Below are 18,765 nucleotides of genomic sequence, written 5' to 3' on the forward strand. Positions count from 1 at the left end.
GCCACCATCACGGCCTCCCGATCAGGGGTGATTTAGGCGTCGACGGGCTCCCAGCCGGTGCCGGGCTCGCCGGCCTCGACGGGCGCCTCGCCCGACAGGTTGGCGCGCAGCTTGGCGCCCAGGTCGGCGTCCACGTTGGTCCAGTACTGGATGGCCCGCTCGCGGATGTCGTCCGACTTCACGGCGCCCACGTGGCCAGTGATCTGCTCGAGGATGTGAGCCTTCTGCTGGTCGTTGAAGACGTCGCGGTAGAGCGATCCGGCCTGGCCGAAGTCGTCGTCCTCGGCGTGCAGGGTCGCCGCCGCACGCACCATGGCGCCGTCGGACTCCCAGTTGCCGGCGTCGCCAGCGCGCTCGGGGTCGGCGTGCGCGCCGCCCTTGCTGTTGGGGGCGTAGACGGGGGTCGAGGCCGAGGAGAAGGAGTAGCGCATGGCGCCGTCCTTGGCGTACGAGTGGCCGTTGGCGTCCGCGGCGTGCGGGGAGTTCACGGGCAAGTCGGCGTGATTGGTGCCCACGCGGTAGCGGTGAGCGTCGGCGTAGGAGAAGATGCGGGCCATCAGCATCTTGTCGGGGCTGGCACCGATGCCGGGGACGAAGTTGCTCGGCGCGAACGTGGCCTGCTCGATCTGCGCGAAGTAGTTCTCGGGGTTCTTGTTCAGCTCCATCACACCGACGGGGATCAGCGGGTAGTCACCGTGCGGCCACACCTTGGTGAGGTCGAACGGGTTGAAGCGGTAGTCCTTGGCGTCCTCGTAGGGCATGACCTGGACGAACAGGTCCCACTTGGGGAAGTCGCCGGCCTCGATGTGCTCGTAGAGGTCGCGGATGTGGTGGTCGCCGTCCGAGCCGGCGAGCTGCGCCGCCTCGTCGATCGACAGGCCGTGCACGCCCTGCTGGCTCTTGAAGTGGTACTTCACCCAGAAGCGCTCGCCCTCGGCGTTGATCCACTGGTACGTGTGCGAGCCGTAGCCCTGCATCTCGCGCCACGAGCGGGGAAGGCCGCGCTCACCCATGAGCCAGGTGACCTGGTGGGCGGACTCCGGCTGGAGCGTCCAGAAGTCCCACTGCATGTCGTTGTCGCGCAGGTGCGAGCCGGGAAGGCGCTTCTGCGAGCGGATGAAGTCGGGGAACTTGATGCCGTCGCGGATGAAGAAGACGGGGGTGTTGTTGCCGACGAGGTCGTAGTTGCCCTCGGTCGTGTAGAACTTCAGCGCGAAGCCGCGGGGGTCGCGCCACGTGTCGGGCGAGCCGTTCTCGCCGGCGACCGAGGAGAAGCGCGCAAGCATCTCGGTCTGGACGCCATCCTGGAACAGCGCGGCACGGGTGTACTTCGCGATGTCCGGGTTCGTCGTGGTGAAGGTACCGAACGCGCCGCCGCCCTTGGCGTGCACCACGCGCTCCGGCACGCGCTCACGGTTGAACTGCGCGAGCTTCTCGACCAGGTAGTGGTCGGTCAGCGCAGTGACGCCGTCGTTGCCGACGGTCTGCGAGTGCTGGTCCGACGCGACGGGCGCTCCGGAGTTGGTGGTGGTGAACTTGTCGCTCACGGCGACCTCCTTGTATGACAGGTGGGACATGTCAGGGCGTCGTCTCGCCGGCATCGGCCTGGCTGGCCTTGCAGGCGGAGCAGACGCCCCAGAAGGTGACTTCGGCCTCCGAGAGGTCGAAGCCGCTGGTCGTGCTCGGCGTCAGGCAGGGCGCGTGCCCCGTGACGCAGTCGACGTCGGCGACGGCACCGCACCGCTGGCACACGATGTGGTGGTGATTGTCGCCCACGCGAAGCTCGTAGAGTCCGGGCTGGCCCGCGGGCTCGATGCGGCGCGCGATCCCGGCTTCGGTCAGGTCGTTCAGCACGTTGTGCACGGCCTGTCGCGAGGTGGAGGGGAGAACGGTGGCGACGGCGGTCAGGACCGTGTCCACCCCCGAGTGGGGCCGCTCGTCGAGCGCCGCGATGACCGCGACGCGGCTGTCCGTCACCCGCAGGCCGGCGCCGCGCAACAGCGCGATCGGCTCGGTGGTGGCGGTCGTCTCCATGGCCACCATGATGCCATCTTGTTTTTACTGTGTCAAAAGTAGGACGAACGTCCCCGATGTGATCAGGCCCACTGCCCGCGTGCCATGAGGACCTCCTTGAGGAGGTCGGCGCGGTCGCTCACGATGCCGTCCACACCCATGTCCAGCAGGCGCTCCATGTGATCCCGACGGTTCACCGTCCACACGTGGACCTGCTTGCCGGCGGCGTGCGCCTTGGCGATGTGGCCCGGGAAGAGGATGGGCACGTTCTTCTGGCGCCACGGGATCTGCAGCGCGTCGACGTCGCCGAGCGTCTTGGCGGTGTCCGCGCCAAAGAACGTCCCCGCCCACCAGGCCAGCGCCTCGCGCTGGGCCGCCGGGCGCGCGACGGGACGGCTGAGCAGCGCCAGCGTCCGGCGGCGGCGCTGCACCGAAAATGAACCCAGGCAGACGCGGTCGTGAGCCTTGGTGCGCTCGATCGCCTTGGCGACGGGCTCGATGCCGGAGTCGCCCTTCACGTCGATGTTGAGCCTCACCTCAGGCCAGGTGCCGAGGACATCCTCGAGGGCCGGCACCGGCTCCACGCCGCCGATGCGCGCCGCCTTCACCGAGGACCATTGCCGCTCGTCCACACGTCCGGTCGCGTCGGTGGTGCGGTCGAGGGTCTCGTCGTGCAGGGCCACGGCCACGCCGTCGGCAGTGCCGTGGGCGTCGGTCTCGAGGTAGCGGTAGCCCAGATCGATGGCCGCCTGAAACGCCTTCATCGAGTTCTCGAGCCCCTCAAGGGAGAAACCACGGTGCGCGAGGGCGACCGGACGGCCGCCGTTGTCGAAGTACGGGTGGCTCATTCCAGCACCTTAACCGTGAAGGCCCGCACGGCGTCGAGGTAACGCTGACGAGGGGCATCGGCGCTGAGCGCCAGGTCGTGGATGGCACCCTCGACCACCAGCCTCTCGACGTCACCGCCGAGCCCGGCCGCCACCCTGTCGATGGCGGCGACGTCCACCACCGTGTCCTGGCTGCCGTGGCGAGGATTGTCGAGGCGATCGGGACCCGTCGAGTCCGCCGACGCGAGCAGGATGGGGACCTCGATAGCCAACCCCGCGGCCACCCGCGTGCGGGCCGCGAGGGTCGCGGCGAGCCACCCGGCGGTGGCGCCCACGCCCTCGGGCCGCTTCCACGACGTGTCGAACACCCACCCGCGCTGGCTCAGCCCCGTCGTGTAGGGCGACGGCGCCGGCACCACCACGCGGCGCGGCTGGTAGCGGGCGAGGGTGGGGACGATGCGCATGGCGGCCGCCTGCCACGCGGACAGCGGCAACCCGAACAGCGGCCCGTCAAGGATGAGGCCGGCGAGGCCGGGGTCGGGGCGGTCGTGCGCCCAGATCGTGGCCGCCAGGCCACCCGTCGAATGGGCGTGCACCACGAGGGGGAGCTCACCGAACCCCCTGACCCCCGCATCGACCCTCACCGCGGCCGCGGCATCGGCGATGTCCTCACCCAGCTCATCGATGTGACCGATGTGGTGTGCCTGGTTACCCTCGCGCAGCGACCTGCCCGCCCGGCGCATGTCGACGGCGTAGACGGCGCAGCCGGACTCGGCGAGAGCATCGGCCAGGTGCGTGGCGAAGAAGTAGTCGTTGTAGCCGTGGACGATGAGCGCGACACCGCGCGGCGCCTCGGGCACCGCCTCCCGGCGGATGAGGGTCCTGGTGAGCGGGCCGTCCTCCTGGCCGCCCGCGGCGGCGGGCGCGCCGAGGTCCGCCGCCTCGTACCCGTCGAGGATGTCGTGGTGCCACTCCAGCGTGCTCATGACACGAGCCTATCCACGGGACCCGCCGCGTGGCCGTCACCCGCGATTCACCTGGCAGCGGCACACTTGGCGCATGAGCGACCACGACGATGTGCTGCCCGCGACCGCGGACGCCCCCGGCCATCCCGACGCCGACAGCGTTCCCCGCCAGCAGGTGTGGGCGTGGGCGCTGTGGGACTGGGCCACGCAGCCGTTCAACTCGGTCATCATCACGTTCGTCTTTACCGCGCTGTACCTCACCAAGGACAGCTTCATGGACCCCGCCGTGGTCGAGCTCGGCGAGAACGATCCCGCGTACAAGGCGGCCAGCGCCGCCCTCGACGCGAACCTCGGCTGGGGCATCACCGTGGCCGGCATCCTGGTCGCGGTCTTGGCCCCCGTGCTGGGGCAGCGGGCCGATGCCACCGGCCGGCGCAAGTCGTGGCTCGGATGGATGACACTGCTGCTCGTCGCCTGCGTGGGCGGGCTGTACTTCGTGGAGGCGACGCCCGACGCGTTCTGGCTCGGCGTGGGGCTCATCGCGGTCGGCTCGATCGTGGCCGAGATCGCGAATGTCAACTACTACGCGATGATGACGCAGGTCTCGACGCCCTCGACCATGGGCCGGGTCTCCGGGCTGGGGTGGGGACTGGGGTACATGGGTGGCATCGTGGCGCTCGTCATCGTGGTGTTGCTCGACACCTTCGACTGGTTCGGCATGGACACATCGAACGGCATGGCATACCGGCTCATCGCTGTGGGCTGCGCGGTGTGGACCCTCGCGTTTGCCTGGCCGCTGTTCGTCTACGTGCCGGAGACCAAGGTGCGCCGGCGCCCCACGGTGGGGCTGCTGCGCGGCTACGCGGTGCTCGTCGCCGACCTGCGCAGGCTGTGGAACGAGGCACGGTCCACCCTGTGGTTCCTGCTCGCCTCCGCCGTGTACCGCGACGGCCTCGCCGGCGTGTTCACCTTTGGCGCGATCATCGCGGCCAAGGCGTTTGGGTTCTCCGATCAGCAGGTCATCATCTTCGGCATCGCCGCGAACCTGGTGGCGGGAGTCTCGACCATCATCTTCGGCCGGTTCGACGACCGCTGGGGACCGCGCCGCGTGATCGTGCTGTCGCTCGCAACGATCGTGGGCGCCGGCCTGGTGATTGTCGTGCTGCACTCGGTGGGCGCGATCGTGTTCTGGATCTGCGGCCTGCTGTTGTCGGGCATGGTGGGTCCGGCGCAGGCGGCGTCCCGGTCACTGCTCTCCCGCGTCTCGCCCGAGGGACGCGAGGCGGAGATGTTCGGCCTCTACGCCACCACCGGTCGGGCGGCATCGTTCATGGCTCCCGCGATGTGGTCGCTGTCGATCACCATCTTCGGTGCGACCATCTGGGGAACGCTCGGGGTCATCGCCGTCGTCGCGCTCGGCCTCGCGCTGCTGGTCCTCATGAAGACCCCGCAGCCCGGCCGCGCCTGACTCTCAGTCTGCGGTCACCGGTTCGCGCGCCAGTGGACGGTGAGGGCGCGCCCGTACACCTGGGTGCCTCCTGGTGGGCAGTGAGGGTACCCAGACATGCGTCGAGGCCCCAGAGCACGGTTGCTCCGGGGCCTCGATAGATGTCGCGTTAGGACTCGTCAGTCGCGGGTGCCTCCGCCGCTGCGGCGGGGGTCTCGGCGGACTCGGGGGCTTCGGCGTCCTCGGCCTCGACCTCCTCCTCGACCTTGCGCTCGACGTTGCGGGCGATGCCGATGACCTTGTCACCCTTGCCGGGCTTGGCGAAGATGACGCCCATCGTGTTGCGGCCCTTCGCGGGGACCTCCACCACGTTGGACCGGACCACCTTGCCGGACTCCATGATGACGAGCACCTCGTCGGTCTCGTCCACGAGCAGCGCACCCACCAGGTCGCCGCGCTCATCGGTGAGCTTGCCCACCTTCACTCCCAGGCCGCCGCGGTGCTTGGCATCCCAGGCCGATGCGGCGGTGCGCTTGGCGTAGCCGAGCTCGGTCACGACGAACGAGTACGGGCCGTCGGAGACCTCGACCTCGGCGCCTTCCGCATCGGTCACGGTGCCGTCGGCGTCGGTGCCCTCGGGGACCTCGGCACCGATGACGTCGAGAGCGAGCAGCTCGTCGTCGTCACGGAAGCTCATGCCCTTGACGCCCGAGGTGGCACGGCCGGTGGCACGGATCTCATCGTCGGTCGCGTGGAAGCGGACCGACTGACCCTTGCGGGACACCAGCATGAGGTCGTCCTCGGGGCCGGCCAGGCGGGCCGAGACCAGCTCGTCGGGACGCAGTTCGCCGTCCTCGCCTTCGACGTCTCGCAGGTTGATCGCGATGAGGCCGCCGGAGCGGTTCGAGTCGTACGCCGAGAGGTCGGTCTTCTTCACCAGGCCGCGCTTGGTGGCGAGCACCAGGTACGGCTTGTCCTCGTAGGAGGCGATGTCGAGAACCTGGGCGATCTCCTCGCCGGGCTGGAACGCGAGCAGGTTGGCGACGTGCTGACCCTTCGAGTCACGGCCGCCCTCGGGAAGCTCGTAGCCCTTGGCGCGGTAGACGCGGCCAAAGTTGGTGAAGAACAGCAGCCAGCGGTGGGTGGTGGTCACGAAGAAGTGCTCCACCATGTCGTCGCTGCGCAGAGTCGCGCCGCGCACTCCCTTGCCGCCACGCTTCTGCGCCCGGTACTGGTCCGACCGCGTGCGCTTGGCGTAGCCGCCGCGGGTGATCGTGACGACGACCTCCTCCTCGGCGATGAGGTCCTCGATGTCGACCGAGCCGTCGAACGGGGAGATCTCCGTGCGGCGCTCGTCGCCGAACTTGCGGACAATCTCCGCGAGTTCCTCGGACACGATGGTGCGCTGACGGTCCTCGGAGGCGAGGATCGCCTTGAGGTCGTCGATCTCCGCCATGAGCTTGGCGTAGTCCTCTTCGATCTTCTGGCGCTCCAGGGCCGCGAGGCGACGCAGCTGGAGGTTGAGGATCGCGTTGGCCTGGACCTCGTCGACGTCCAGCAGCTCCATGAGGCCCTGGCGGGCCTCGTCGGCCGACGGCGAGCGACGGATGAGGGCGATCACCTCGTCGAGCTGGTCAAGAGCCTTCACGTAGCCACGCAGGATGTGGGCCTCGCGCTCGGCCTCCCGCAGGCGGTAGGCGGTGCGGCGCTGGATGACCTCGATCTGGTGGGTGATCCAGTGACGCACGAACGAGTCGAGCGGCAGCGTACGCGGCACGCCGTCGACCAGGGCGACCATGTTGGCGCCGAAGGTCTCCTGCAGCTGCGTGTGCTTGTACAGGTTGTTGAGGACCACCTTCGCGACGGCGTCGCGCTTCAGCACGATCACCAGGCGCTGGCCGGTGCGGCCCGAGGTCTCGTCGCGGATGTCCGCGATGCCGGCGATCTTGCCGTCCTTGACGAGCTCGGCGATCTTGAGAGCGAGGTTGTCGGGGTTGACCTGGTACGGCAGCGCCGTCACCACGAGGCACTGGCGGCCCTGGAGCTCCTCGACGTTCACCACGGAGCGCATCGTGATCGAGCCGCGGCCCGTGCGGTACGCCTCGTCGATGCCCTTGCGGCCAAGGATCATGGCGCCGGTGGGGAAGTCGGGGCCCTTGATGCGCTGGATCAGCGCCTCGAGCAGCTCCTCGCGGGACGCGCCCGGGTGGTCGAGCGCCCACTGGACGCCGTCGGCGACCTCGCGCAGGTTGTGCGGCGGGATGTTGGTCGCCATACCGACCGCGATACCGGCGGAGCCGTTGACCAGGAGGTTCGGGAAGCGCGCGGGAAGAACCTTGGGCTCCTGCGTGCGACCGTCGTAGTTGTCCTGGAAATCGACGGTGTCCTTGTCGATGTCCTTGACCATCTCCATGGCGATGGACGCCATGCGGGCCTCGGTGTAACGGTGCGCGGCGGCGGGGTCGTTACCGGGGGAGCCGAAGTTGCCCTGGCCGTCGGCCAGCGGGTAGCGCAGGGACCAGTCCTGCACCATGCGCACGAGGGTGTCGTAGACGGCGGAGTCACCGTGCGGGTGGTAGTTACCCATCACCTCGCCGATGATGCGCGTGCACTTCGAGAACGCGCGGTCGGGACGGTAGCCGCCGTCGTACATCGCGTAGATGACGCGACGGTGGACGGGCTTCAGGCCGTCACGGACGTCGGGCAGGGCACGCCCGACGATGACCGACATGGCGTAGTCGAGGTACGACTGCTGCATCTCGACATTGAGATCGACCTGGTCGATCCGGCCGTGGTTGTGAACCTCAGATGTCAAGGAACCTCACGTCCTTCGCGTTGCGCTGGATGAAGTTGCGGCGCGACTCGACGTCGTCGCCCATCAGGATGGAGAACGTCTCGTCGGCGAGCGCCGCGTCGTCCATGGTGACCTGGAGAAGGGTGCGGGTCTCGGGGTCCATCGTGGTCTCCCACAGCTCCGAGTAGTCCATCTCACCCAGGCCCTTGTAGCGCTGGATGCCGTTCTCCTTGGGGATCTTCTTGCCGTTGGCGAGCCCGTCCTTCAGGACGGCGTCGCGCTCACGGTCGGTGAAGACGTAGTCGTGGTCGGCGTTGGACCACTTGATCTTGTACAGCGGCGGCTGAGCCAGGTACACGTAGCCTGCCTCGATGAGCGGACGCATGTAGCGGAACAGCACCGTCAGCAGCAGGGTGCGGATGTGCTGGCCGTCCACATCGGCATCGGCCATCAGCACGATCTTGTGATAGCGCGACTTTTCCAGGTCGAACTCGTCGCCGATGCCGGAGCCGAAGGCGGTGAACAGCGCCTGGATCTCGGCGTTGCCGAGGGCGCGGTCGAGGCGGGCGCGCTCGACGTTCAGCACCTTGCCTCGCAGCGGCAGGATCGCCTGGGTCGCGGGGTTGCGGCCGCGCACTGCCGAGCCGCCTGCGGAGTCACCCTCGACGAGGAAGATCTCGGAAATCGAGGGGTCCTTCGACGAGCAGTCGCGCAGCTTGCCGGGCATGCCGCCGGACTCAAGCAGGCCCTTGCGGCGCGTGGCCTCGCGCGCCTTGCGGGCGGCGAGTCGCGCCTGCGAGGCCTGGAGAGCCTTGCGGATGATCTCCTTTGCCTCGTTGGGGTGGGCGTCGAACCAGTCGCCCATGCGCTCGCCGACCATGCGCTGCACGAAGGTCTTCGCCTCGGTGTTGCCCAGCTTGGTCTTGGTCTGGCCCTCGAACTGCGGCTCGCCCAGCTTCACGGAGATGACGCAGGTGAGGCCCTCGCGGACATCGTCGCCCGTGAGGTTGTCGTCCTTGTCCTTGATGAGGCCCTTCTCGCGCGCGTAACGGTTGACCAGGCTGGTCAGCGCGGCGCGGAAGCCCTCCTCGTGGGTACCGCCCTCGGTGGTGGCGATGGTGTTCGCGTAGGTGAAGACCGACTCGGAGTAGGAGGTGGTCCACTGCATGGCCATCTCGAGCGAGATCGCCTTCTCGGTGTCCTCGGCCTCAATGTCGATCACGTCGGCGTGCACCAGCTCCGCCTTCTTGGCGTCATTGAGGTGCGCGACGTAGTCGATGAGGCCGCCGTCGTACTTGTAGACGACGGTGCGCGAGGTGGGGGCGTCGTCGTCGCCCTCCGACTCGACGTCGTCCGATGCGGTGACGTGCTCGGGGCGCTCGTCCGTCAGCTGGATGGACAGGCCCTTGTTCAGGAACGCCATCTGCTGGAAGCGCGCGCGCAGCGTCTCGAAGTCGTACTCGGTGGTCTCGAAGATCTCCGGGTCGGCCCAGAAGGTCTGCTGCGTACCGGTCGCGTCGGTGTCCTCGCCCTTGACGAGCGTGCCCTGCGGCTTGCCGCCGTCGGCAAAGGACTGGCGCCACACGCTTCCCTGGCGGCGCACCTCGGTCTCGACCTTGTAGCTCAGCGCGTTCACGACCGAGATACCCACGCCGTGGAGTCCACCGGAGACCGCGTAGCCGCCGCCGCCGAACTTTCCGCCCGCGTGGAGGATCGTCATGACAACCTCGACAGTGGGCTTGCCCTCGGTCGGGTGCAGGTCGACGGGGATGCCACGGCCGTTGTCGGTGACCTTGACTCCGCCATCTGCCAGGAGCGTCACCGTGATGGTGTCGCAATAGCCCGCGAGGGCCTCATCGACGGAGTTGTCGACCACCTCGTACACCAGGTGGTGCAGGCCACGCTCTCCTGTGGAGCCGATGTACATGCCCGGTCGCTTACGGACGGCCTCGAGGCCCTCCAGGACGGTGATGTTCTCGGCACCGTAGGCAGGCTGAGCGGGCGTCGCGTCATTCTCGGCCACAGATTTTCGCCTTTCACGGGACTGACGCGGGCTGAGACAGCACGCGATGTACTCCGTGGAATTCTAGCGCGTTCTAGGGCCCATCAGTGAGCGTACGTGGCCGTTTGGGGAGAACCCTGTGACTGCACTTTCAGGCTGCCGATGCCGAGGCTGCCGGCCTCACTTGACATAACGCACTGGCGGTCACGTTTCACGATGACGATTTACCCGTACGTGTCCCGTGGTCCACGGCCCGGGACCCTGCGCGACCCTCGCGACCACGACCGCGCCGTGGGGCCGAGCACCTTGAGCTCGCGCACGATGTCGCGGCCGAACTCCTCGTTGATCCGGTGGCGGATCTGGCCGTTCATGATCTGCAGCTGGGTGGCCCACGCCGTCGAGGTCGCCCGCACCGTGAGGACTCCCTCGTCGAAGGTCAGCGGCTCGCAGTGGTCGGCAATCTGGTCGCCGACGATCTGACGCCAGCGGCCCATGACGCCGGAGACCTCGATCTGGTCGGTCCAGCCCATGCGGCGCAGCAGCGCCTCGACCGCCTCCGACATCGGCTGCGGATCACGGCCGGGGGAGAACGGCTGCGAGTCTCGGCGCTTCTCCTTCTGTTCGCGCTTGGCCGCGGTGGGAGAGGTGCGGTACGCGCCGCGTTGACGGGCCGATGCCCTCGCGCGCTCCATCGCCTCGCGCGCCAGGTCGGCGCCGCTAGTGCGTGCGGGGGTGGGCTCGGGTGTGTCCGATGCTCCGGGGAGGTCCGATGCCTCGGTCTCGTCAGGCATCGGCCGTCACCTCGCCAGTGGTGACGCGCAGCACCTCGCCGCGAAGTTCTTCCGGCACGTCCTCGGCGACCGCCGCGGTGATCAGCACCTGGGAGGCCTCGGTCAGTCGGCCGGCGAGCGCGGCGCGTCGGCCCGAGTCGAGTTCGGCGAACACATCGTCGAGGATCAACACCGGCTCTCCGTCGTCGCCCGCGTCGGGTCCATCGTCGGCGGTGAGGAGGTCGTACGAGCCGAGCCTCAACGCCAGCGCGCACGACCAGCTCTCGCCGTGACTCGCGTAGCCCTTGGCTGGTAGGTCGCCGAGCGCGATGTCGAGGTCGTCGCGGTGGGGACCGGCGAGGGTGACGCCGCGTTCAATCTCCTTGGGACGCAGCTCGCGGAGGCGTTCGAGGAGTCGCTCGCCGATGGCGGCGGCATCGGCGTCGGCCTCCAGCGGTGCGGGGGTGTCGAGGGACGTCGCGTAGGCGACGTGGCAGTCGCCGCCATCCGGCGCCACCGCGGCGTAGGCCGACTTGACATAAGGCGCAAGCGCCCCGATTGCGGCACGGCGCGACGCGACGATCCTGCCGCCCAGTTCCGCCAACTTCTCGTCCCAGATGTCGAGCATCGTCAGGTCACCGCGCGCATTCTTCGCGCTCTTGAGCATGCTCGACCGCTGCCGCAGCACCCGGTCGTAGTCCGACAGCTCCCCGGCGAGGCGCGGGTGAAGCGCGACGATGAGCTCATCCATGAACTGCCGCCGCCCCGCGGGGTCGCCCTTCACGAGCGCGAGATCCTCCGGCGCGAACACCACCGTGCGCAGGGTGCCGAGCAGGTCGCGCGGCTTGGAGATCGCACGGCCGATGCGCGCGGTATTCGCCTTGCCCTGGTTAAGGGTGACCTCGAGAGACAGCGACCGGCCGGCCTTCTCGACCCTGGCGCGCACCACGGCGCGCGACGCGTCCTTGCGGATGAGCGGAGCATCGGCCGCGACGCGGTGAGACGAGAGTGTCGAGAGGTAGCGCACCGCCTCGACCACGTTGGTCTTGCCCTGGCCGTTGCGACCCACCAACGTCGTGACGCGCGGACCGAACTCGATGTCGACCTCCGCGTAGCTGCGGAAGTCGGTGAGGCTCAGATGCGTGACACGCATCGCCGGCTCACGACTGGATGCGGATGGGCACCAGCAGGTAGCGGAACTCGGTGGCGAGGTCGCCGCCGGGCTCGGACAGGCCCACGAACTCGACCGGCTTGGTCTCCTGCGTGAAGCCCAGCTGCACGTACTCGGTGCCGAGCGCGCCCAGGCCGTCGAGCAGGTAGGCCGGGTTGAACGCCACGGTGATGGCGTCGCCGTCGAGCGAGCACTCGAGAGCCTCGGAGGCCTGCGCGTCGTCGGTCTGGCCGGCGTCGAGCGTGACCTCACCCTCGGAGAAGGCGAGGCGCACTGCCGAGTTGCGCTCGGCCACGAGCGACACGCGACGGGTGGCCTCGATGAGGTCGGTGGTCTTGACGACCGCCTTGACCGGGGTGTCGTCCGGGAAAAGTCGACGCACCTGGGGGTAGTCGCCGTCCATGAGGAGCGAGGTGGTCACGAGGCCGCCGGCCTCGAAGCCGATGAGGTCGACGCCCTGGCCCGAGCTCAGCGCGACAGTGACGTCGCCGGCGCCCAGCGCCTTCGCGGTGTCGGACAGGGTCTTGGCGCGGACGAGCGCGACCGACGAGATGTCCGACTTCGACGGCTTCCAGTCGAGCTCGCGCAGCGCGAGTCGGTAGCGGTCGGTGGCAAGCAGCGAGATATGAGAACCCTCGATCTCCATGCGCACACCGGTGAGGATCGGCAGGGTCTCGTCGCGGGAGGCCGCGGACGACACCTGGCTCACCGCCTGCTGCAGCTGCGATCCGTCGATGGTTCCCGACTGCTCGGGAAGCTCGGGAAGCGACGGGTACTGGTCCACGGGCATCGTGGCGAGCGTGAAGCGCGATGCGCCACAGGTCACCGAGACCTTCGAGCCCTCGAGCGTGAACTCCACGGGCTTGTGCGGAAGGGCGTTCGCGATCTCGCGCAACAGGCGGCCCGAGACGAGCACCTCGCCCGCCTGCTCGACGTCGGCCGCGAACTCGCCACGCGCGGAAACCTCGTAGTCGAAGCTCGCCAGGCGCACGGTGCCGGTGTCGTCGGCATCGATACGCACGCCGGCAAGCACGGGAACCGGGGGACGCGCCGGCACGGCACGCGAGGTCCAGGCGACGGCGTCGGCCAAAACGTCGCGGTCGACGGTGAACTTCATGAGATCTCCTTCAAGTCTGGCGCACAGACTACGCCACAGCACTGACGTGACAAGTGTGGATGGCGCGCGGGCGGGCCGGGCGGGGTCGGGCCAGATGAAGGCCGGGATGTGGACAGGGGAATGACAAGAAGAGAGTCGTAGTCATAGGGGACGTGGAATCTGGGGAAAACCACAAAAATCCCTGGCACCTCCCAGATTCTTGGTGTGCATGGGCTGGGGACGAATCACAGGATCGTGTCATTCGCGTCGTGGATGACGTCCTCCAGCTCACAAGACTTGTCATTCCGTCCACATCTGCGTCCCAAGGGCCCTCCGTGTAGTTTCCACGACTACTCACAGGTTTTTCCACATGTGTGAAAGACGTGATTTTGTCGTGTCGGGGGTTGCGGATCGGCGTGTCGCGGCCCGGTTCGCCGCCGTGTCGAGCGATTCCCCAGGCATGGCGGGGCTCCTGCGACGAGTGTGACACGCATCGGCCAGCCGCGCGCCGCAGACGGTGCACGCGTGACGTCGCCCCTGGGGCGCCCCTGGGGCGACGCTGAAGCGACGGAGTGGCCGATGCAGGGGCCGGGTCGCGTTTAGCCGCGCGACTGCTGCTTGATGCGCGCGTGGATCTCGTTGACCTGGTTGTACATCTGGCGGCGCTGAGCGATCTGGTCCTCGACCTTCTTGACCGCGTACATGACCGTGGTGTGGTCCTTGCCGCCAAAGTGCTCGCCGATCTTGGGCAGCGACAGGTCGGTGAGCTGGCGACACAGATACATGGCGATCTGGCGTGCCGTCACATACACGCGCGAGCGCGAGGTACCGGTGAGCTCGTCCATCGAGATGCCGAAGTAGTCGGCGGTGGTGCCGATGATCGAGGACGCCGTGATCTCGGAATCGTCGTCGGAGATGAGGTCCTTGAGGACCACCTGCGCGAGCGACAGGTCGACCGGCTGCTTGTTGAGCGCCGCGAAGGCCGTTACACGAATGAGCGCACCCTCGAGCTCACGGATGTTGCTCGTGATGTTGGATCCGATGTACTCGAGCACGTCTCCCGGCGCAGCCACGTCATCGGCCGCTGCCTTCTTGCGCAGGATCGCGATGCGGGTCTCGAGGTCGGGAGGCTGGACGTCGGTCATGAGACCCCACTCGAAGCGGGTGCGCATGCGCTCTTCGATGCCGTCCAGGTGGCGGGGGCTGACGTCCGAGGTGATGACCACGTGCTTGCCCGCGTTGTGCAGCGCGTTAAAGGTGTGGAAGAACTCCTCGAGCGTCTGCTCCTTGCCCTGCAGGAACTGGATGTCGTCGATCAGGAGCACATCGACCTCGCGGTAGGTGCGCTTGAAGCTGAGCGACCGGTCGTCACGGATCGAGTTGATGAAGTCGTTGGTGAACTCCTCGGAGTTCACGTAGCGCACGCGCGTCTGCGGTTTGAGGTGCCGGGTGTAGTGGCCGATCGCGTGCAGCAGGTGAGTCTTGCCCAGCCCCGAGTCGCCATAGATGAAGAGCGGGTTGTACGTCTTTCCCGGGGACTCGGCCACGGCGAGGGCCGCGGCATGCGCGAACCTGTTCGAGGAACCAATGACGAAGGTGTCGAACGTATAGCGCGGGTTGAGGTGGGGGTCCTCGACGGTGGGAGCCGGCGCCGCTTCGCGGACGGCCGATGCTCGGGGCGCCGTGTCGACGACGTCCTCTTCCTCCGCGGCGGCCGCGGGCGGCTCCACGGAGGAGTCGACCGTCACCGCGATGCGGACCTCGCGTCCGAGCGACTCGGACAGCGCGCGGGTGATCGGCTCGCGCAGCGTGCCCTCGACATAGTTCTTGGTGAAGTCCTGGGCCACGGCGAGGAAGACGTTGTCCTCGACGATCGCGAGCGGCTTGATGAGCCGGATGAAGGAGCGGTTCTGAGCCGAGAGGCCCTCACCGTCGTTCAGGCGCCGGCACGCACGGGTCCACAGGGTGTCGATGCCCTCGGTTGCATCGGCGTCCTGATCCGCGGCCATCGGCCCTCCTCGCTGCGTTGTCCACATGACTGTGCACAGGGGTTGAGAGGCCGTCACGCGTTCGTTACCCAGGGCACCGCGTGTCGCTCCGCAGGGAGCGACACCGTGTGGGGGAGCCTATCTTGTTCGGGGCGCGCGACCAATGTGGACGCCTGGATTTGACCTGCCCCGCGCGGGCGCGTAACGTTAGTGCGCTGATTTGACCATCACCACAACAACTGTCATGGAGTGACCCGTGAGCAAGCGGACCTACCAGCCGAACAACCGCAAGCGCGCCAAGACGCACGGCTTCCGCCTGCGCATGCGCACCCGCGCCGGACGCTCGATCCTCGCGTCGCGTCGTCGCAAGGGCCGCGGCAAGCTTTCGGCGTAAGCGGTGCTGCCGGCTCGCTCGCGCATGTCGGCGTCGGCGGACTTTCAGTCCGTCATGCGTCGAGGTGTCAAGAGCGGCCGCGCCACCGTCATCGTCTATATCAAGCAAACCGGCGCTGCTGAGTGCATCGCCGGTTTCGCTGTATCCAAAGCCGTGGGAGGTGCCGTGATCCGCAACCGCGTGAAGCGGCGACTGCGCGCCATCATGGCGGAGGAACTGCCGGGTCTCCCGGCGGGGTCCGCCGTGGTGATCCGTGCTCTCCCGTGCAGCGCGCAAGTGGATTATGTCAAGTTGCGCCGCGATGTGTCCGAGGCTCTCGTGACAGCGCAGCGCAAGGCGGCCCTCGTATGAGCCCCCGGTCCGTCCTGGCGACCCTGCGCGGCGCGCCCGCGTGGGTCCTCGGCGGACTCATCCGTGGGTATCAGCTGACGATCTCGCCGCTGACAGGCCCCACGTGCAAGTACTACCCGAGCTGCTCCCACTACGGTCTCACCGCTGTGCGTCGTCATGGCGCGCTGAGAGGTGGGACCCTGGCAGCCTGGCGTGTGTTGCGATGCAACCCCTGGAGCCACGGGGGCGTGGATGACGTCCCCCTCAAGGGCGAACCCCTGTTCCGGCGCACCTCTACGACGTCTGCGGAGGCATCCGTCTCCGTGCATGCAACCTAAGGACTGCAGTTGAGCTTCCTCGATACGATCCTCTGGCCGCTCGAATGGGTGGTCGCCAACATCATGGTGATCTGGCACTGGCTGTTCACCGCGATCGGGATGGACACCGCGTCCGGCTGGACCTGGGGTCTGTCGATCGTCGGCCTGGTGGTCACGATCCGTATCGCCCTGATCCCGCTCTTCGTCAAGCAGATCAAGGCGTCGCGAGCGATGCAGATGATCGCGCCGGAACTGCGGGCTATCCAGGCCAAATACAAGAACAAGAAGGACCAGGCGTCCCGCGAGGCCATGAGCCGCGAGACGATGGAGCTCTACGCCAAGCACAAGACGAACCCCTTCTCGTCGTGTCTGCCGATGCTGATCCAGGCGCCCATCTTCTTCGCCCTGTTCCGCGTGCTGAACTACCGCATCGAGGGTGTGGACGAGGCCCGTCCTATCGGCATGCTGACCTCGGAACTTGCCGCGCAGGCGCACGATGCCACCATCTTTGGTGCGCAGCTGTCCGACACCTTTACGACCGCTGACAGCGCCGCCACCCGCTGGGTCTCGGCCATCCTCATCGTGATGATGGTCGCGACGACCTTCACCACGCAGCGCCAGCTGACGCAGAAGAACATGCCCGCCTCGGCCCTCGAGGGCCCGATGGCGAACCAGCAGAAGATCCTGATGTACGCGCTGCCGTTCATCTTCGTCATCACCGGCCCGAACTTCCCGGTGGGTGTCCTGATCTACTGGACCACGACCAACCTGTGGACGATGGGGCAGCAGTTCTACGTGATCCGAAACAACCCGACTCCTGGCTCCGAGGCCGAGCGTCAACTGAAGGCACGCAAGGAGGCGAAGGCCAAGAAGAAGGGCCTCGTCATCGACGGCACCTCCGAGGACACGACGACGCTCACCATCGACGCGCCCAAGGAAAGCCGCCAGCGCCAGCAGCCCAAGAAGGGCGGTTCGCGGTCGCAGCGTAAGAAGAAGCCGGGTCAGAGCGGTGGCTCCCCGGCTCCCGATGCAGACTCCACCGGCGCCGTAGGCGACGGTTCGAACACGAAGGACAACGATGACTGACGAGACCAAGACGAGCAAGCTCGAGGCAGAGGGCGACGTCGCCGCTGACTTCCTTGAGGAGCTGCTCGACATCCTCGACATGGACGGGGACATCGACATCTCGGTCGAGGCCGGCCGCGCCAAGGTCGCCGTCGTGGCAGATGGCCCCAGCCAGGACCTCAAGCGTCTCGTGGGGCCCGACGGCGAGGTTCTCGACGCGCTGCAGGATCTCGCACGCCTCGCGGTGCAGTCGGAGACAGGGGAGCTGTCGCGACTGATGCTCGACATCGCCGACTTCCGTGCCGGACGGCGTGAGCGTCTCGCCGAACAGGCGCGCGAGGCCATCGAGCGCGTGAAGGACAGCGGACAGCGCGAGAGCCTTCCGCCCATGAACGCGTTCGAGCGCAAGGTGGTGCACGACGTCGTTCTCGAGGCGGGCCTTGCCTCGGAGTCCGAGGGCGAGGACCCGCACCGCTACGTTGTGGTCCTGCCGGCGGCGTGACCGTCGTTTCACGTGAAACAACGCGGGGAGAGTCATGAGCACGGGTGAACGGCCCGAGATGGATGTCCCCGCGGAACTTCGCACGCTCGAGAACGATCCGTTGCACGGGGACGCGAGGGTCGCTAAGTATTTCGGGGACACCTACCCGCGTGTACTCGCCTTCGCGGAACTGCTCGCTGACCAGGGAGTCCTGCGGGGGCTGATTGGCCCCCGCGAACTCACACGCGTGTGGGAGCGGCACATCTTGAACTCGGCTGCGGTGCTGCCATTCCTGGGGGAGGGGACCATCGTCGACGTGGGCTCGGGTGCAGGGCTCCCGGGCATGGTGGTTGCCGCGATGCTTCCCGAACGTCAGGTGGTGTTGGTCGAGCCCATGGAGCGACGCACGGCGTGGCTCTTCGAGGCCGCCGAGCGGTGTGGGATCGACAACGCGATCGTGGTGCGAGGGCGTGCCGAGGACGTGCGCGAGTCGGTCGAGGCGGACGTCATCACCGCGCGTGCCGTGGCTTCTATTGACAAGCTGGTGAAGTGGTGCGCTCCGCTGCTGAGCGACACAGGTCGCATGGCGCTGCTCAAGGGCAAGTCCGCCCGCGATGAGATTGAGCGAGCCAAATACGTGCTGCGCCGCGCAGGGCTGGTGGGGGAGGCACACGAGGCGCCCACGGTGGCCGGCGTGGACCCCACGACGGTCGTGACCCTGAGCAGGGTCTAACTCTCACCCTCTTGTTTCACGTGAAACATCCGTACGCGGGGGGATCGAGTGCCTTGCGTAGCCCCGCCCTGGTACACACGTCCGGGAAACGAGATCGCATGGTGCCGTGCTCCTGGCTGTGCTTGCTGCGGCGCGGTCATGGTTCGCCCGCTGGATCGGATCATCCTTGCTTCTCCGGGGCGAGAAATTCCCTCCACCCGTTGCCGGCGGGCGACCGCCAGCGCTGAGTGTCCGCACAGGCATAGTTCATACGCGGGCGGGGTAGTGGCGCGTGATTCCTTGCCGGGCATCGTGAGCAACACCGCATTCACACCACGCGCAGCCGCGCTTGCATGGCGGGTCTCGAGCGGTGGAGCTTCCATGACAGTGCGC

The 18,765-nt window shown here is 67.7% G+C and carries 17 protein-coding genes; 7 read left to right on the top strand and 10 right to left on the bottom strand.

Translation table 11 applies throughout. The annotated features are described in order from the left end of the window. Positions 1 to 32: 32 nt before the first annotated feature. The 4 genes from B7K26_RS12290 to B7K26_RS12305 all read right to left on the bottom strand — a co-directional run bounded on the left by B7K26_RS12290 (position 33) and on the right by B7K26_RS12305 (position 3,826). A complete protein-coding gene (locus tag B7K26_RS12290) occupies positions 33 to 1,577 on the bottom strand; it encodes a catalase (RefSeq protein WP_084079490.1) in 1,545 nt (514 codons plus the stop codon). A 1-nt stretch (position 1,578) separates the two neighbouring features. Continuing rightward, positions 1,579 to 2,034, bottom strand: a complete 456-nt coding sequence (locus B7K26_RS12295) for a Fur family transcriptional regulator (RefSeq protein ID WP_084079491.1) — start codon at positions 2,032 to 2,034, stop codon at positions 1,579 to 1,581. A 62-nt stretch (positions 2,035 to 2,096) separates the two neighbouring features. Continuing rightward, positions 2,097 to 2,861, bottom strand: a complete 765-nt coding sequence (locus B7K26_RS12300; protein WP_084079492.1) for a glycerophosphodiester phosphodiesterase family protein — start codon at positions 2,859 to 2,861, stop codon at positions 2,097 to 2,099. After that, positions 2,858 to 3,826 carry an alpha/beta hydrolase gene (locus tag B7K26_RS12305; RefSeq protein WP_084079493.1) on the bottom strand — a complete coding sequence of 323 codons (969 nt, stop codon included), beginning with the start codon at positions 3,824 to 3,826 and terminating at the stop codon, positions 2,858 to 2,860. Before B7K26_RS12305 ends, B7K26_RS12300 begins: the two co-directional genes overlap by 4 nt. Positions 3,827 to 3,899: 73 nt before the next feature. Here B7K26_RS12305 and B7K26_RS12310 point away from each other — a divergent pair, with 73 nt between their 5' ends. Continuing rightward, entirely contained in the window at positions 3,900 to 5,273 is a 1,374-nt protein-coding gene (locus B7K26_RS12310) for an MFS transporter (protein WP_084079494.1), read from the top strand. Positions 5,274 to 5,421: 148 nt separating this feature from the next. Here the strand turns inward: B7K26_RS12310 and gyrA are convergent, their stop codons facing one another. From gyrA to dnaA, 6 genes are all read right to left on the bottom strand, one after another. After that, a complete protein-coding gene (gyrA, locus tag B7K26_RS12315) occupies positions 5,422 to 8,010 on the bottom strand; it encodes a DNA gyrase subunit A (RefSeq protein WP_084079589.1) in 2,589 nt (862 codons plus the stop codon). A 46-nt stretch (positions 8,011 to 8,056) separates the two neighbouring features. Next, a complete protein-coding gene (gene gyrB / locus B7K26_RS12320) occupies positions 8,057 to 10,069 on the bottom strand; it encodes a DNA topoisomerase (ATP-hydrolyzing) subunit B (protein WP_143340705.1) in 2,013 nt (670 codons plus the stop codon). A 203-nt stretch (positions 10,070 to 10,272) separates the two neighbouring features. Beyond that, a complete protein-coding gene (locus tag B7K26_RS12325) occupies positions 10,273 to 10,839 on the bottom strand; it encodes a DUF721 domain-containing protein (RefSeq protein WP_084079496.1) in 567 nt (188 codons plus the stop codon). Beyond that, entirely contained in the window at positions 10,832 to 11,971 is a 1,140-nt protein-coding gene (gene recF / locus B7K26_RS12330) for a DNA replication/repair protein RecF (RefSeq protein ID WP_084079497.1), read from the bottom strand. Before recF ends, B7K26_RS12325 begins: the two co-directional genes overlap by 8 nt. A 7-nt stretch (positions 11,972 to 11,978) precedes the next feature. After that, positions 11,979 to 13,106 (bottom strand): DNA polymerase III subunit beta, encoded by a 1,128-nt coding sequence (dnaN, locus tag B7K26_RS12335; RefSeq protein ID WP_084079498.1) that lies wholly within the window; start codon positions 13,104 to 13,106, stop codon positions 11,979 to 11,981. 578 nt (positions 13,107 to 13,684) lie between these two features. Continuing rightward, complete coding sequence (gene dnaA / locus B7K26_RS12340) at positions 13,685 to 15,094, bottom strand: chromosomal replication initiator protein DnaA (protein WP_084079499.1); 1,410 nt, start codon at positions 15,092 to 15,094, stop codon at positions 13,685 to 13,687. Positions 15,095 to 15,329: 235 nt separating this feature from the next. On the opposite strand from dnaA, the gene rpmH reads away from it, so the two are divergent. Genes rpmH through rsmG form a run of 6 tightly spaced genes read left to right on the top strand, consistent with a single transcriptional unit; the run spans position 15,330 to position 18,393 of the window. Beyond that, positions 15,330 to 15,467, top strand: coding sequence for a 50S ribosomal protein L34 (gene rpmH, locus B7K26_RS12345; RefSeq protein WP_084079500.1), 138 nt, complete (start codon positions 15,330 to 15,332; stop codon positions 15,465 to 15,467). Between the two features lie 3 nt (positions 15,468 to 15,470). Next, complete coding sequence (gene rnpA / locus B7K26_RS12350; protein WP_084079501.1) at positions 15,471 to 15,818, top strand: ribonuclease P protein component; 348 nt, start codon at positions 15,471 to 15,473, stop codon at positions 15,816 to 15,818. Then, complete coding sequence (gene yidD / locus B7K26_RS12355; protein WP_084079502.1) at positions 15,815 to 16,135, top strand: membrane protein insertion efficiency factor YidD; 321 nt, start codon at positions 15,815 to 15,817, stop codon at positions 16,133 to 16,135. Before rnpA ends, yidD begins: the two co-directional genes overlap by 4 nt. 9 nt (positions 16,136 to 16,144) lie before the next feature. Further along, positions 16,145 to 17,200, top strand: a complete 1,056-nt coding sequence (gene yidC, locus B7K26_RS12360; protein ID WP_084079503.1) for a membrane protein insertase YidC — start codon at positions 16,145 to 16,147, stop codon at positions 17,198 to 17,200. Continuing rightward, a complete protein-coding gene (locus tag B7K26_RS12365; protein ID WP_084079504.1) occupies positions 17,193 to 17,681 on the top strand; it encodes a R3H domain-containing nucleic acid-binding protein in 489 nt (162 codons plus the stop codon). Before yidC ends, B7K26_RS12365 begins: the two co-directional genes overlap by 8 nt. Before the next feature lie 34 nt (positions 17,682 to 17,715). Continuing rightward, on the top strand, positions 17,716 to 18,393 hold the full coding sequence (gene rsmG, locus B7K26_RS12370) for a 16S rRNA (guanine(527)-N(7))-methyltransferase RsmG (protein WP_234998812.1): 678 nt from the start codon (positions 17,716 to 17,718) through the stop codon (positions 18,391 to 18,393). The last annotated feature ends 372 nt before the right edge of the window (positions 18,394 to 18,765 follow it).

This window comes from Demequina sp. NBRC 110057, assembly GCF_002090175.1.
Taxonomy (GTDB): Bacteria; Actinomycetota; Actinomycetes; order Actinomycetales; family Demequinaceae; genus Demequina.